Source organism: Methylocystis sp. SB2 (assembly GCF_049817085.1).
GTDB lineage: Bacteria > Pseudomonadota > Alphaproteobacteria > Rhizobiales > Beijerinckiaceae > Methylocystis > Methylocystis rosea.
Genome location: NZ_CP187401.1, coordinates 2,091,298 through 2,105,905 on the forward strand (window position 1 = coordinate 2,091,298; position 14,608 = coordinate 2,105,905).

Consider the following 14,608-nt stretch of genomic DNA (forward strand, 5'->3'; position numbering starts at 1 on the left):
CCGGCCCGAAGTCTTATCGCCGTTACGTATTCATCGAATCGAAGAAGCCCAGATTGTTCTTCGTCTCGCGCAGCTTTCCGAGCAGGAATTCGATCGCGTCGACGGTGCCCATCGGATTGAGGATACGGCGCAGCACATACATCTTCTTGAGGATGTCGGGCGCGACGAGCAGCTCTTCCTTGCGGGTGCCCGAGCGGGTGATGTCCAGCGCCGGGAAAATCCGCTTGTCGGAAACCTTGCGGTCGAGAATGATCTCGCTGTTGCCGGTGCCCTTGAACTCTTCGAAGATGACTTCGTCCATGCGCGAGCCCGTGTCGATCAAGGCCGTCGCGATGATCGTCAGCGACCCGCCTTCCTCGATATTGCGCGCCGCGCCGAAGAAGCGCTTGGGCCGCTGCAGCGCGTTGGCGTCGACGCCGCCGGTCAGCACCTTGCCGGACGACGGCACCACGGTGTTGTAGGCGCGCCCGAGCCGCGTGATCGAATCGAGCAGGATCACCACGTCGCGGCCGTGTTCGACGAGACGCTTCGCCTTCTCGATCACCATTTCGGCGACCTGCACGTGGCGCACCGCCGGCTCGTCGAAGGTCGAGGAGACGACCTCGCCCTTCACCGAGCGCTGCATGTCGGTGACTTCCTCAGGCCGCTCGTCGATGAGCAGCACGATGAGATAGCACTCGGGATGATTGGTCGTGATCGACTGCGCGATATTCTGCAGGAGCACGGTCTTGCCGGTGCGCGGCGGCGCCACGACCAGCGCGCGCTGCCCTTTGCCGATCGGCGCGACGAGATCAATGATGCGCGATGAGAGATCCTTGCGGGTCGGGTCTTCGATCTCGAGCTTGAGGCGCTCGTCCGGATAGAGCGGCGTCAGATTGTCGAAGGGCACCTTGTGGCGCACCTTCTCGGGATCTTCGAAATTGATGCTGTTGACTTTTAATAGCGCGAAATAGCGCTCGCCCTCTTTCGGGCTCCGGATCATGCCCTCGACCGTGTCGCCGGTGCGCAGGCCGAACTTTCGGATCTGCGAGGGCGAGACGTAAATGTCGTCGGGACCGGCGAGATAATTCGCGTCGGGCGACCGCAGAAAGCCGAAGCCGTCCTGCAGCACTTCGACGACGCCGACGCCGACGATTTCGACGTCGCGGCTCGCGAATTGTTTCAGAATCGCGAAGAGGAGTTCCTGTTTGCGCAGGAGAGAGGCGTTCTCGACTTCGTGCTCTTCGGCAAAAGCGAGGAGTTCGGCGGCGGACTTAGCCTTCAAGTCCGAGAGTTTAATTTCCCGCATTCAGGAGGAACCTTGGGTATTACTGGCGCGCAGATGGAAACGAGCCGGAGAGAAGAGGTGGGGCGGGGGAGACGGCCTTCGGGGAGCGCCGGCGAAAATCCGGCGATGCCGCTACAAGCAGACACGGGCCTCAGAGGGATAGGGTTCACTTAGACAATTTCCAGACATGAATCAAGAGTTCCGTTAAAGCGGCCTTAACGCGCCGGCCGGGCTCGCGCCGCTGGCGCAGCCGGACTGGCGCAGCCGAACTTGGGCGCCGCATAATCTATTCCCCTTTGCTCATCTCACCCCCTCTTTTTGCTCATGGGACTTCAGATGGCCGCCATCAATCTCGCTCGCTATCCGGTTCGATTGGACGGCGAAAGCGCCGACGTCGGCGACGCCGAGGAGCTTGTCGTCCTTCTCGACGTTCTCAACGGGCGCCGCGACCGGGACGTTCTCACGCAGCTGCGCCCGCATTTGCCGCAAATCATTCGCAAGCCTTCGGACCTGCCGCTACTGATGCGCGGGCTGGATCGCGACGACCAGATCTTCCTCGTCGAGGCGATGGGCGATTCCTTGGCCGACGCTCTGCAGACCGCGCGCCACCTGCGCGAGTTGCTGGCGACGATCGCTGAGCCGCAAGTCAGATTGAGCGTCATCGAGACTCTCGGCGGACCAGGATTGCGCAAGCTTATCGTCACTGCGCGGGACCTTTCAGGCGCTTTGGAATGGACCTATGCGCAACGCAGCCGTCGGCTTCTCGAACTTCTCGGCGCCGATTATTTGCTCCGCCTCATCCGCCATGGCGACGATCTGGCGCTCGCTCTAAACGCACTTGCCGAAGACGCTCAAAGCGCGCTGCTCGACAGCATCGGATTCGCACGTGTCGCGGAGTTGACGCGCAACGCGCGCGATCTGGCGCTGCTGCTGCGCGCGCTCCCGCCCACCATCAGCGCGACTCTGCTTGATCAATTCGATCGCCAACAACTTGTGGAGATCATCGGCGATCGTAGGGCGTGGATTTACCTCTACAATCGAATTAGGCCCGACGAGGCCGTCCAGTTGCTCGCCAAGCTCGGAGCGGACGACAATGCCCTATGAACTATCGCGTATTTCGCGCCGCAAATCGCCAGACGTCGGTTCGCTTGCGCGGCTTCGCGGCAGCAAACGCCGGATGATTGACGCGCATCTTCACGTCGTCGATTTCGTTCAAGAGACGCCAGGCGGACCGGCGCTGATCGATCACATGGATCGCGCCAACGTCGATAAGGCGGTGATCTTCGGACTGCCTGTGCGCAAGCTATGGAACGAATACGACCGCGAGCCGCCGGACTATTATCTCGCCAATGACGCGCACTGCTACTATTACGCCTATACGGACGTCATCGTCGCCGAGATGGTGCGCGCGCTGCCAGCAGAGCATCAGAGCCGACTCTATCCGTTGATCTGCGGCTTCAATCCAGTCGATCGCTACGCCATTCGTCACGTCGAGCGGCTATATGCGCAATATCCCGACGTGTGGAGCGGCATTGGCGAAATGCTGTTGCGCCATGACGATCTCACCGCCTTCACCTTCGGCGAAAATGCGCGCGCCAATCATCGCGCGCTCTACCCGATCTACGAATTTGCCGGCCACTACGACCTTCCGGTGCTGTTGCATCAAAACGTCACGGCCGTTTCGAAGGGCGATCATCCCGTCTATCTCTTCGAACTTGAAGAGGCGCTGCGCGAATTTCCGCGCACGCGCTTCATCTTCGCGCATTGCGGCATGTCGCGGCGCGTGAATGCGCCCTTCTATTATCAGATGGTCGAACGGCTGCTTGATCAATATCCAAATGTCTGCGTCGATTATTCATGGGTGATCTACGACGTCGCCATCTGCCCTGAGCGCGCGCCTGACGAAAATTGGCTCGCGCTCACCGAACGTCATAGCGAGCGCATTTGTTTAGGCTCCGACCTCGTCGCCAAATTCGAACGCTTGGGTCCAGAACTCGAACGCTACGACGTTTTTCTCGACGAGCTGAGCGACAAGGCCTGCGCAGATCTCTGCTGGCGAACCGCGGAGCGCATCTATGGCGCCAACAAGGGCAAGGTGAATGGCGCCGCGCGGCCGATCGCTCCCGACTGGGAGAAGATCATCGCCTAGAGCGCTTCCCGATCACATGGACTCATGTGATCGATAAGGGATCGCTCAAAATGGGAGCAGGTTCTCATCGAAAAAGTCTGTCAACTTTTTCGGAACCTGCTCGAGAGTCAGAACGGCTTGACGATCACCAGAATAACGACGCCGATCATCAGCACGGTCGGCAGTTCATTGAAGATGCGATAGTAGCGCGGCGAATGAACATTGGCGTCTGCCGCGAAACGGCGCATCAGCGCGCCGTCGTGAAGATGCGCGGCGGTCAGCAGCACGACGAGCGTCGCTTTCGCATGAAACCATCCCGACGACAGCGCCCCGCCCTCGATCGCCAGATAGATTCCGGTCATCCAGGCGACGAGCATCGCCGGCGTCATGATGTAGCGATAGAGCCGCCGCTCCATGATCTTGAACGTCTCAGACAGCGTCCCCTCGCCCGCGCTGGCGTGGTAGACGAAAAGACGGGGCAGATAGAGAAGCCCCGCCATCCAAGAGATGATGGCGATCACATGCAGCGCCTTGATCCAGACGTACATCGTCAGGCTCCCCGTCGTACGCGGGCGACAAGCCGCTCGACGTTTTCGATCGGCGTCTGTTGCAAGATGCCGTGACCCAGATTGAAGATATGCGGACGGCCTGCGAAGGCGGCGAGAATCGAATCGACTTCGCGGTCGAGCGCTTCTCCGCCGGCGACAAGCACGAGAGGGTCGAGATTGCCTTGCAGCGGCACGTTCGATTCGGTTTGCGCAACGGCCCATGCGGGATCGAGCGCCGTATCGATCCCGTAAGCATCGGCGCCGATCGTCTGCGTGAGTATGGGCAAATGCGCGTCGGCGCCGCGTATGAAGGCGATCACCGGCGTTTGCGGATGGCGCGCTTTGACGCCTTCAACGATCCGCCGCACCGGCGACGCCGACCAGCGCTGAAATTCATTCGCCGGCAAGACGCCGGCCCAGCTGTCGAAGATCTGCACGACCTCCACGCCAGCCTCGATCTGGCGCGCAAGATAGTCAATCGACGCCTCGACGACGCGATCGATCAGCTGCGCGAAAGCGTCGGGATAACGATAGGCGAACAGACGCGCCGGCGCCTGATCGGGCGTGCCCTGCCCGGCGATCATATAGCTCACCACCGTGAACGGCGCCCCGCAAAAGCCGATGAACGCCACGTCCGAAGGCAACGCCGCTTTTACAAGATCGATCGTCTCGAACACCGGCGAAAGATGCTCGAGCTTGAATTCTCCGAGCCGCTGCGCCTGCTCCGGCGTTTCAATCGGTTCAAGCCGCGGACCCGAGCCGCTCTCGAAGGAAACCCGTTGGCCCATCGCGTCGGGCACCACAAGAATGTCGGAGAACAAAATCGCTGCGTCGAAGTGAAAGCGCCGGATCGGCTGCAGCGTCACGTCGGCCGCCTTCTGCGGCGAATAGCAAAAATCGAGGAAGCTCTTCGTCGTCGCCCGAACGTCGCGATATTCGGGAAGGTAACGGCCCGCCTGCCGCATCAGCCAGAGCGGCGGAACGCTTCGCACCTGTCTGCGCAGAACCGAAAGAAGCGCCTTCTCTTCCGCCATCGCGTTCGCTCCGTTTGTCGTCCTCGACAAGCGGGGTAGCGCGAAACGCCATTAAAACAAAATTCATTTTAATAAGAATTGATTCTTCAGTTGTATCGCGTAGCCGACAAAAGTTAATTTTCATTAACCAGTCGCCCACAGGCGAGCCGCGAAGACCCGGTCGCGGGGGCCGGAGCGGGAAAAATTCAGACAGCGAATGGAATCATGGACGTATCGGTCGTTCTCGGCGCAAGTGATTGTGGATGGCCTGTGAATCCCTCCTGTACCGGCGCCGGCGGGAATCCGTTCGACAGGGCTTCTCCTGTTGAGCGTTTGGGGACTCTATGCCCGCTAACCGAAGCGGAGCATTTTTTGACCGCGTTTTATCCCCGCTCTTCGGCTTACGCGGGAGGGCTGTGGACGTGACCGGCACGTCAACATCGACCTTCTGGCGCGAATCGGCGCCGCTGATTCTCGCCTCGAAGAGCGCCGGCCGGCGGCAGGCGCTGCTGCACGCTGGCGTCCCTTTCGAGATAATTCCCGCGAATGTCGACGAACGGGCGATCGAATCCCGGCTTGACGGCGCCGACGCCGACGCGATCGCTCTAGCGCTGGCGCGCGCCAAGGCGCTCGCGATTTCCGTCAAAGGCCGGCTCGTGCTCGGCGCCGATCAGGTCGCGAGCTGCGAAGGCAGGATATTCGGCAAGCCGGCGGATATGCGGGAAGCGGAAGCGCTCCTGCGGTTCCTCTCCGGCCGCCGGCACCGCCTGCATTCGGCGATCGCTCTGGCGCGCGCCGGCGCCGTCGTCTTTGCGACGGTCGGCGTCGCCGACCTCACCATGCGTCCGCTGAGCGAAGATTTTGTCGCCTCTTATTTGGCGGCGATCGGAGAGAATGCGCTGACTTCGGCGGGCGCCTATCAGATCGAAGGCCTGGGCGCGCAACTCTTCTCCAAGGTCGAAGGCGATTACTGGACCATCATGGGGCTTCCGCTGCTGGAGCTCCTCGAGGCGCTTCGGCGCGAGGGGGCGCTCCTTTCGTGACACAGCCAAAGATGCTGCGCGTGGGGCTGACCGGCTCGATCGGCATGGGCAAGTCGACGACGGCCGACATGTTTCGCGCCGAAGGCGTCGCGGTTCTCGATTCCGATCAGCTCGTGCATGACCTCTATAAAGGACCGGCGGCGGCCGAGATTGAGCGTGCGTTTCCCGGCGTCGTCGTGAATGGCGTCGTCGACCGTCCGCGGCTCGCCGCCCGCGTTCTTCACGATCCCGCGGCGCTCAAGCGTCTGGAAGCGATCGTGCATCCAATGGTGTGGGCGGCGCGCGACGCTCTGATTGAAGAACGTAAAAATCAGGGCGACCGCATCGTCGTTTTCGACATTCCGCTGCTGTTCGAAACCGGCGCCGAAAAGGACTTCGACGTCATTGTCGTCGTCACCGCGCCGGAAGATGTGCAAAAGGCGCGCGTTCTTGCCCGGGACGGCATGACGGCGGAGAAATTCGCGTCCATTCTGTCGAAGCAGACGCCTGATTCAGAAAAGCGCGCCCGCGCCGATTTCGTGGTCCACACAGACCGGGGTCTGGACGCAGCGCGCGAAGAGGTGCGAAACATCGTGAAGGCGCTTGACGCGCGGCTCGGGTGAAAAATGCGGGAGATCGTTCTCGATACTGAAACGACGGGGCTCGATCCCTCGAGCGGCCATCGCGTCGTCGAAATCGGCGCTGTCGAGATTTCCAATCTCATCCCGACAGGCCGGCATTTCCACTGCTACGTCGATCCCGAGCGCGACATGCCGGACGAGGCCTTTCGGGTGCATGGCCTCTCGCGCGAATTTCTGGCGCAGCACAAGATCTTCAAGGAAATCGCCGCTGAATTTCTCGACTTTATCGAGGATGCGCCGCTTGTAATTCACAACGCCGAATTCGATACGCGCTTTCTCAACGCCGAATTCGCGCTCATGAATTTGCCGCCGCTCGGCGGCGCGCGCATCATCGACACGCTCGCCATGGCGCGCCGCCGCCACCCTGGCGGCCCAAATTCTCTCGACGCCTTGTGTCAGCGCTACGCCATCGATCTCTCGCGGCGCGAGAAACATGGCGCCCTGCTCGACGCCAATCTCCTCGCCGAGGTCTACGCCGAGCTTTGCGGCGGACGGCAGTCGGCTCTGTCGCTTCAGACCGTTCAGGCGGTGCGCATCGCCGCCTTGAACGATCTGTTGCGCCGTCGCCCCGAGCCGCTCGCGCCGCGGTTAAGCGCGGCCGAAGAGACGGCTCACTCTGTCTTTGTCGCGACGATCAAATCCCCGATCTGGGACCGTTATCTCGCAAGCGACGAAGACGCGGCGCCGAGCGTCGCTGGTTAATTGCCCTGGGTCGCGCTCTGGACGCCCGCTTCGGCGGCCTTTTGCTGATAGAGCGCGACGAAGTCGATCGGATCGATATAGAGCGGCGGATAACCGCCCTTGCTCGTCGCGTCGGCCACAAGCTGGCGCACGAAGGGAAACAGCATGCGCGGGCATTCGATCATCACGATCGGATGCACCTGCTCTTCGGGAATGTTCAACAGACGGAACACGCCGCCATATTCAAGGTCGAGCTTGAAGAGGAGTCCGTCTCCCTCGCCCGCCTTGCAGTCGAGCATCAGACTGACTTCGAAGTCGGTCGGCGCCAGCTGTTTGGCGTTGACGTTGACCTGAATCGAGATGTTTGGCGCCTTTTCCTGCGCGCCGAGCGAACGCGGCGCATTGGGATTCTCGAAGGAGAAATCCTTCAGATATTGAGCAAGCGAATTGAGGGCCGGAGCGCCGCCCGGCGCTCCTTGCGCGCCGTTGCCATTGGTGTCGGTCATGTAGGATCTCCAGCAAAGCCGTTGTCATGAGAATTCGCGCCCGCCTAACACGTCTGTCAGAAGCGAACAAGGCGCTGCGCTGGTTACTACTTCGGAGCGGTTCGCCGCGGGCGACGCGCGTCGCGCCGCCATTCGCGCGGGTCGAGGTCGATGAGTCGCGGGTCTGCGTTGCCGGAGCGCGCCCGCAGCCGCCGCGCCAGGCTCTGCCGCACGGACGGGGACTTCAGCGCCAGCCCGACGAAATCCGAGGCGAAGCCCGGAAGAATGAGCAGGATCGAGGCGAGCGCCTGCAACGCCCCGTCAAGCATGGCCCCGTCGAGCCTGGCGGAGCTTTCGCCTCTCGCTTTGGCGGCTAATCCGGCGCGGACAAAATCGAGGAGGCGCCGCACGTCGGAGAGGCCCAGCAGCGAAGCGCCGAGGGCGAGCGCGATCGCCGCGAGAAGCCCGACGGCGCGGACGACGAGCGCGAAACACAGTATCTCCAGCACGATCCACGTTGCGAGGACGGCGCCGACAAGCTTAGATTTCACCGAATCATCCGATCTTTGCGGGTACCGCCGGCCCGCGGCGTTACGCCCCTTGATTCGTGACATGTACGCAGCGACATGATAGCCGACGACAAATTTATTCGGGAGTTGCCAATGCCGGCCTCCGGCGATCTCTTCGATCCCAGCCTTATCGTTTTCGCGGCGCTTGCGGTTTTCGTCATCTGGAAGCTGCGCTCGGTGCTCGGAATGCGGGTGGATCGCGAAACGCCGCCCCCGGCGCGCTTCGCGCCGCGCGGACCGGCCCCGGCGGCAGTCGCCGCGGCGCCTGGCGTCGCGCCGATCGCCGAAGCGCCGTCGCGCCCCACTGGCGCCGAGCGCTGGGAGGGCGTGGCCGAGAAAGGCGTCGCCTCCGCCTGGAGCGGCCTCGACGCCGTCGCGGCGTCGGACCCCAATTTTGACGGCAAATCCTTCGTCAGCGGCGCGCGCCGCGCCTATGAACTCATCGTCACGGCCTTCGCCAAGGGCGACCGGGAAACTTTGAAGCCGCTGCTGGCGCAGGACGTGTTCGACGGGTTTTCGGCGGAGATCGCCCGGCGTGAGCAGCAGGGCGAAAGCATGGAGACCGCCGTCGTCGCGATCGACTCGGCGACGGTCGACGCCGCCCGCGCCATCGCCGGCCGCAATGAGGTGACGGTGCGTTTCGTCGTTCGGCTGATGAGCGTGCGGCGTGACCAGGCCGGCGAAACGATCGACGGCGGGCAGACGCGCAAAGTCGTCGAGCGCTGGACCTTTGCGCGCGACGCGAAGGCGAGCGATCCCAACTGGAAGCTCGTCGCGACGCAAACCGAAGACTGAGCATGTCGCGGAAGGCGCCGCAGTTTTCCGCTTCCGATTTGCTGCAAGACATAGAATTTGAAGCGATCGACGGCTTTGCGGCCGACGATCGCGCCGCCGCCTTCGCCGCCTTCCGACGCTCTGCCGAAATCATCGACGCCAAGGCGCAAGAGCAACGTGGCGCCGTCGCGCCACCCCCCTCGCTCGTCGCCGTCGCGCGCGCGGCGCTGGGCGCCATCGATCATCCTGACCGCTTCTTTCAGGACTGGTTTCGCCCGCACGTCATCAAGACGAAGGGCTTCGTGACCGCCTATTACGAGGTGGAGGTCGACGCCAGATTGTCGCCCGAGCCGGGCTTCACGACCCCCGTCCTGTCGCGTCCGCGCGATCTCGTCACTTTGAACGACTCGCCGCTCTCGCTGCCGACCGGCGAGACGCTGACCAGCGCGCGCATTCAGGCCGATGGCGCGCTCGTGCCCTATCCGGATCGGCGCTCCATCGAAGAGGAAGGCGCGGCGCCGAGCGCGCATCCTCTCGCCTATGTTCGCGATCCCGTCGAACTATTCCTCATCCAGGTGCAGGGTTCGGCGCGGCTGCGACTGCCCGGCGGTGGCGTCATGACGCTGACCTATGCGGGGCGCAACGGCTGGCCCTATACATCCGTTGGCCGGCTGATGATTGAGCGTGGGCTGGTCACGAAAGCCGAGATGTCGCTAGATCTGATGAAGGAGACATTGCGGCGGCTCGGAGCTGGTCCCGGCGAAGCGGGTCGCCGGCTGATGCAGGAGAATCGTTCCTATGTGTTCTTCGAGATCGATGCGTCTGAGCGGCGCAGGATCGGACCGATCGGCGGGCAGGGCGCGCCGCTGACGCCGTTTCGGTCGATCGCCGTCGACCGCTCGATCTGGTGCTACGGCCTGCCCTTCTGGATTGAAGCGCGAATTCCATGGCAAGGAGAATTGGAAACGCCATTTCGTCGACTGATGATCGCGCAGGACACCGGATCTGCCATAATTGGTCCAGCGCGCGCCGATCTTTTTTTCGGCGCGGGCGAAGCGGCGGGGAGGCGGGCCGGCGACATCCGGCACGCCGCCGAAATGATTGTGCTGCTGCCGAAGGATGTTGGGGACGATCCGTGAGCGAGGAGAATTCCCGCCGATATGCGCGCCGGCTGTCCCAGGCCGAGGCCGAGCTCTGGACAATAGCGACGGCTGACGTTCGACCTGCGCGGGCGCGCCCGAAAAAGCTCGTGTCGCCCACGCCGGCGGCCGAGATCGTCGCGCCCTTGTCGCCTTCGGGGCCTGCGGCGGTTAGCGATCCCCCAATGGCGCCCAAGCCTCCACCGCGGCCGATCGACATCGACCCCCGCACCTTCGTGAAGATCAAGCGCGGACGGATTGACGTCGACGCCAAGCTCGATCTTCACGGGCTTCGGCAGGCGGAGGCGCAGCGCTCGTTAACGGCGTTCCTGCGTAGATGTCAGGCGAATGGCGCGCGGATCGCGATCATCGTGACGGGCAAGGGGCTGACGCGGGACGAAGGCGGCGTGCTGCGCCGCGTCGTGCCGATGTGGCTTGAAGCGCCGAATCTGCGCGACGTCGTCGTCGGCTTTGGCGAAGCCGCGCGCCACCACGGCGGCGAAGGCGCGCTCTATGTACGCATCCGCCGGGCGGATCGCGGGCGTTAAGCCTGCTGCTCGGCCGCGCCCGAGACCTCGGCCGCTGGTAGCGCCACGGGTTCGGCGGGGCGGGTCAAAAAGGCGGCCGGAATGTTGGGCTTGCCTTCCTCGGTCAGATGCTGCGCGGAATCCGGCGGCGGCTTCCATTCAAAGGCGTCGAGCCGGCCGGTGACCGGCGAAATCGGCAGCCAGTTCTTGGAGACGACGCCGTCGGCGATCCAGACAGGATCGCGCGGCGCGCGAGAGCCGCGGGCGAGCCATTCGCGCACCGGACCTGACGGTCCGTGCTCTCCGTCTTCGATCTCCGCCATCAGCAGACAGGTGTGCGCCGTCGGATGATTTTCGGCGGCGAGGAGCGGCGCGAGCGCGGCGCGCGCTTTGGCGAAACCGCGCGCCGACAGCGCCACCTCCGCGACGATATGCCGGCTCTCCGGCGCATTGGGGGCGGCGCGGGCGAGCCTCTCCACCCGCGCGAGCTTCGTCGTATTCGATTCGCCTGATAGCGCCTCGAGATAAGCGGCGGCGAGGTCAGGATGCGGTTTCGTCGCCCAGACCGTTTCGATCAGCTTCAGCGACTGCTTCTGGTCGCCATGGCGGGCAAGCACCCGCGCCGCGGCCACGGCGGCGGGGGCGAAGCCCGGCCGGCGCTTCAACGCCTGGCGTGCGAGATGGAGCGCGTCATGCGGATGGTCGCGCTCCTTTTCCATCGCCATGGCGGTTTCGATCACGGCGCGGAGGTTCTGCGCTGTCGGCGCGTCAATCGCCTTGGCGGTGAGACTGGCCTCGATCGCCTCGCGCGCCTTCTGCCAGTCGCCCTGCGCGGCCAGATGTTCGAGCATCGCGGCGCCCGCCCAGGGCACTGGCGCGATGTCATGCGCCTCCTTGGCGAAATGATGCGCCGCGTCCGCGTCATCGCGTCGGCGCGCCTCGATATGCAGCCCGCGAAGCCCGAGCAGCTTTGTCTCCGGCTTCAACGTCATTTTGTGGAAGGTCTCTTCCGCAACCCGCCGATCGCCGGCGAGCTGCGCGGCCTGGGCCTTCAGCACCTGTGTGAGCGGCTCGCTTGGCAGCAGCCGTTCGGCGACGTGCGCGGCCTTGCGGGCGCGGGCGGCGTCGCCGGAGCCGACGGCGATGAACCCCTGCGAAAGCGCATCGAATCCCTTATCCCGCCGTTTCGTCCGCGACCCGCCGCTCCAGCGGCCAGGCAGCCGCAGCACCGCCATGGCGATCGCCCAAAGGACGACCGTCGCGGCGATGATCAGCAGCAGACCTGCAACCGCCACCGGTATCGACGCTTCAAACTGGTAGCCGGCGAAATCCAGCGTCAGCGAACCGGGCTGTTCGATCAGCAATTCGAGGCCATAGGCGACCGCGGCAAGCGCGATGATGAAGAAAAACAGAAACAGCATGGCGATGGATCCCGCTTATTCCTTCGTTGCGCCGAGCGCGGCGATCGCGCCATGCAGCAGATCGTCGGCCGCCTGTCCGGCGTCGACGCGGGCGCGTAAGGTCGCGCCGAAATCTTTGGCTTCGTTCTGGGCCGCTTCGGGGAGCGCCGCGAAAACGGCGCTCGCCTGGGCAAGGTCGCCATGGGTCAGCGCCGCCTCGATGTGAGCGACTTTTTCTTCCACCGTCTGAGCCTCGGTCGCCGGCGCCTGACCGGAGGGACGAACGCGCACGAGTTTGCTGGCGCCCTTCATCAGATGCTCCGCAAGATCGCCGGAAGCGCCGGTCTCGAGCGCTCGAATGCGCTTGGCGGCTGGCGCGAACTCCGTCTTCAATTGCGCGGCGGTCGGCGCGCCCTTTTCGGCCAATGGCGAGAGGGCCGCCAGCGCGGCGGGATCGGCGCCGAGCCGCGTCAGCGCCTTCGTCTCGAGCGCATAGGGCCGGCCGGCCTCCAGCTCGCGCTGAAGCGCAAAGGCGACAACCACGATCGCCGCGGGGCCGTCGGGAGTTTTTGCCGCCGTGGCCGCCGTGGCCTCTGGCGCCGCGCGGGTCTCGCCCTTCGAAGACTCGAAGCGCTCGCGCAGCGCCTTGGTCTCATTCCCGAGTTCGTCGATGCGGCCTTCAAGCGCCGTCATCAGCTCGCTGGCGGTGAGCGCCCCGGGTTCGCCCTGTTCGGCGGGAGCGGCAGGAGCGGCAGGAGCTGGGCTCGCCTTTGACGCCGTTTCGGCGGTGGTCTTGGCGGCGCTGGCGGCCGCCTGGGCGGCTTCGGCGGCGCGCAAGGCGCGTTGCGCCAGCTCTTCGGCCGAATCGACGCGGCTCTGCAACGCTGCGACCGCCGCCTTTTGCGATTCGATTGCCGTCTTCTGCGATTCTATTGCGGCGTTAGGCGCCGGCGTGGGCGGCGCCAGCGGCGTCGGTTCGACCGCTGGCTCGGCGGATTTCATGGGAGCGGTGGAGGGCGGGGGCGCCATGGAGGGCCGGGGCGCTTCCGCGTCGCTCGTGGCCGACTCGCTTGGCGGGGCCTCGAGCGGCGTCGTCGGCTGCGCCGGCTCGGTCTCGCCGATCAGCGAACGGACGCGATCCTTCAACCCGCCTAAGGCGCCGGTCGCCTGATCGACGTAAGGCTCGGCATAGTCCGCGACGACCTTCAGCCGCTCGTCTCGATCCTTGAACGCGATCGCCGCATAAAGCGCCGCGCCCGCGATGAGAACGAGCAGCAGCAGCGTCGCCACCAAGGGGCCTAAGAAGGAGCGCCGCTTGGGTCTGACCACCGGCGAAGGCGGCGGTTCAAACGGCGATTCTGCAAAATCGATGGGCGCTTCCGAAGGTTCGACGCGCTTCGGTTCTTCGTCGTTCGGCAAGACCATTGGCTAATCCTTGCTGTCCCGCATCCTTATAGTTGATGCGTTGGGCGCCCGCAAAACAGGCGGCCGTCAGCCTGAAGCCTCGACAAGCTGCAACGTGCGGCGCGCAATGTCGAGATGCAGACGTTCGACCATTTTCCCGTCGATCTGCACGACGCCCTTGTCGGCGTTTTCCGGTTCGTCGAACACCGCGATGATCCGGCGGGCGAAATCGACCTCCTCGGCGCTCGGCGCAAAAATTTCATTCACCGGACCGATCTGCCCCGGATGGATGAGCATTTTCCCGTCGAAGCCGAAGTCGCGGCCCTGCGCCGCTTCGCGACGCAGGCCGTCGAGATCGTTGAAGTCGTTGTATATCCCGTCGATGATCTCGATGTTGTGAACTCGCGCCGCAAGCACGCCAGCCGAAAGCCAGGACAACAGCGCCGGCCGTCCGGGCGTAAGCCGTGCGCGCGTCGATTTGGCGATGTCGTTGGGACCAAGCACCAGAACCTCGAGTCGCGAAGCCCGATCGTCTGCGGCGCTGGCGATTTTTTCGATGTCAAAGACGGCGCGCGGCGTCTCGATCATCGCCCAGAGTCGAGTCTTATACGGCGCGCCGGCGGCGACGAGATCGGCGGCCGCCTTCAATATCTCATCGCGCGAATTGACCTTGGGGATGACGATGCCGTCTGGGCCGAGCGGCGCGATGGCGGCGATGTCGGGCTTATACCACTCGGAGCCGCGGGCGTTGACGCGCACGACGAGTTGCCGCGCGCCATAGCCGCTGTCGGCCACCGCCGCCGCGACCTGCGCGCGCGCCGTCGACTTGGCGGATTCCGCGACCCCGTCTTCAAGTTCGAACATCAGGACGTCGGCGGCGAGCGTCTTGCCCTTCTCCAGCGCTCGGGCGTTCGAGCCCGGCATCGCCAGCACGCTGCGCTTTAGTCGGGAAATCATTCAAAACTCCAACATCGAAACGATTCGGCCTGCTCTTGACCCCGCCGCGTGAT

Annotated in this window: 16 protein-coding genes; 8 read left to right on the forward strand and 8 right to left on the reverse strand. The window is 64.1% G+C overall.

The window, feature by feature from the left end:
* Positions 1-22 precede the first annotated feature (22 nt).
* Positions 23-1,288: a transcription termination factor Rho gene (gene rho, locus ACPS74_RS10245; protein ID WP_018406432.1), complete on the reverse strand. Its 1,266-nt coding sequence runs from the start codon at positions 1,286-1,288 to the stop codon at positions 23-25.
* Positions 1,289-1,603: 315 nt separating this feature from the next.
* On the opposite strand from rho, the gene ACPS74_RS10250 reads away from it, so the two are divergent.
* Both ACPS74_RS10250 and ACPS74_RS10255 read left to right on the forward strand, forming a co-directional pair.
* Positions 1,604-2,371 (forward strand): hypothetical protein, encoded by a 768-nt coding sequence (locus ACPS74_RS10250; protein ID WP_157055295.1) that lies wholly within the window; start codon positions 1,604-1,606, stop codon positions 2,369-2,371.
* Positions 2,361-3,416: an amidohydrolase family protein gene (locus ACPS74_RS10255; RefSeq protein WP_029651842.1), complete on the forward strand. Its 1,056-nt coding sequence runs from the start codon at positions 2,361-2,363 to the stop codon at positions 3,414-3,416. The genes ACPS74_RS10250 and ACPS74_RS10255 overlap by 11 nt, the downstream gene beginning before the upstream one ends.
* 107 nt (positions 3,417-3,523) lie before the next feature.
* Here ACPS74_RS10255 and hemJ read toward each other — a convergent pair whose 3' ends face one another.
* On the reverse strand, positions 3,524-3,943 hold the full coding sequence (gene hemJ, locus ACPS74_RS10260) for a protoporphyrinogen oxidase HemJ (protein WP_029648614.1): 420 nt from the start codon (positions 3,941-3,943) through the stop codon (positions 3,524-3,526).
* A gap of 2 nt (positions 3,944-3,945) precedes the next feature.
* The gene (gene hemE / locus ACPS74_RS10265; RefSeq protein ID WP_029648615.1) at positions 3,946-4,977 is read right to left on the reverse strand and encodes a uroporphyrinogen decarboxylase; all 1,032 of its coding nucleotides are present in this window, start codon (positions 4,975-4,977) and stop codon (positions 3,946-3,948) included.
* A gap of 395 nt (positions 4,978-5,372) precedes the next feature.
* Here hemE and ACPS74_RS10270 point away from each other — a divergent pair, with 395 nt between their 5' ends.
* Genes ACPS74_RS10270 through dnaQ form a run of 3 tightly spaced genes read left to right on the forward strand, consistent with a single transcriptional unit; the run spans position 5,373 to position 7,321 of the window.
* The gene (locus ACPS74_RS10270; RefSeq protein ID WP_029648616.1) at positions 5,373-5,999 is read left to right on the forward strand and encodes a Maf family protein; all 627 of its coding nucleotides are present in this window, start codon (positions 5,373-5,375) and stop codon (positions 5,997-5,999) included.
* 11 nt (positions 6,000-6,010) lie between these two features.
* Positions 6,011-6,601 (forward strand): dephospho-CoA kinase, encoded by a 591-nt coding sequence (gene coaE / locus ACPS74_RS10275; RefSeq protein WP_029648617.1) that lies wholly within the window; start codon positions 6,011-6,013, stop codon positions 6,599-6,601.
* A 3-nt stretch (positions 6,602-6,604) separates the two neighbouring features.
* Complete coding sequence (dnaQ, locus tag ACPS74_RS10280) at positions 6,605-7,321, forward strand: DNA polymerase III subunit epsilon (RefSeq protein WP_029648618.1); 717 nt, start codon at positions 6,605-6,607, stop codon at positions 7,319-7,321.
* Here dnaQ and secB read toward each other — a convergent pair.
* Positions 7,318-7,806 carry a protein-export chaperone SecB gene (secB, locus tag ACPS74_RS10285; protein WP_029648619.1) on the reverse strand — a complete coding sequence of 163 codons (489 nt, stop codon included), beginning with the start codon at positions 7,804-7,806 and terminating at the stop codon, positions 7,318-7,320. The two genes, dnaQ and secB, sit on opposite strands and share 4 nt — an antisense overlap.
* Before the next feature lie 86 nt (positions 7,807-7,892).
* Positions 7,893-8,336, reverse strand: coding sequence for an FxsA family protein (locus tag ACPS74_RS10290; RefSeq protein WP_029648620.1), 444 nt, complete (start codon positions 8,334-8,336; stop codon positions 7,893-7,895).
* A gap of 111 nt (positions 8,337-8,447) precedes the next feature.
* On the opposite strand from ACPS74_RS10290, the gene ACPS74_RS10295 reads away from it, so the two are divergent.
* Genes ACPS74_RS10295 through ACPS74_RS10305 form a run of 3 tightly spaced genes read left to right on the forward strand, consistent with a single transcriptional unit; the run spans position 8,448 to position 10,815 of the window.
* Positions 8,448-9,149, forward strand: coding sequence for a Tim44/TimA family putative adaptor protein (locus ACPS74_RS10295; protein WP_029648621.1), 702 nt, complete (start codon positions 8,448-8,450; stop codon positions 9,147-9,149).
* Positions 9,150-9,151: 2 nt separating this feature from the next.
* Complete coding sequence (mltA, locus tag ACPS74_RS10300; RefSeq protein WP_029648622.1) at positions 9,152-10,267, forward strand: murein transglycosylase A; 1,116 nt, start codon at positions 9,152-9,154, stop codon at positions 10,265-10,267.
* Positions 10,264-10,815 (forward strand): Smr/MutS family protein, encoded by a 552-nt coding sequence (locus ACPS74_RS10305; RefSeq protein ID WP_029648623.1) that lies wholly within the window; start codon positions 10,264-10,266, stop codon positions 10,813-10,815. The genes mltA and ACPS74_RS10305 overlap by 4 nt, the downstream gene beginning before the upstream one ends.
* On the opposite strand, the gene ACPS74_RS10310 is transcribed toward ACPS74_RS10305, so the two are convergent.
* From ACPS74_RS10310 to ACPS74_RS10320, 3 genes are all read right to left on the reverse strand, one after another.
* Positions 10,812-12,215, reverse strand: a complete 1,404-nt coding sequence (locus tag ACPS74_RS10310; RefSeq protein ID WP_029648624.1) for a heme biosynthesis protein HemY — start codon at positions 12,213-12,215, stop codon at positions 10,812-10,814. The two genes, ACPS74_RS10305 and ACPS74_RS10310, sit on opposite strands and share 4 nt — an antisense overlap.
* A gap of 15 nt (positions 12,216-12,230) precedes the next feature.
* Entirely contained in the window at positions 12,231-13,619 is a 1,389-nt protein-coding gene (locus ACPS74_RS10315; RefSeq protein WP_029648625.1) for a COG4223 family protein, read from the reverse strand.
* A 66-nt stretch (positions 13,620-13,685) separates the two neighbouring features.
* Complete coding sequence (locus tag ACPS74_RS10320) at positions 13,686-14,555, reverse strand: HpcH/HpaI aldolase/citrate lyase family protein (RefSeq protein WP_029648626.1); 870 nt, start codon at positions 14,553-14,555, stop codon at positions 13,686-13,688.
* Positions 14,556-14,608 lie beyond the last annotated feature (53 nt).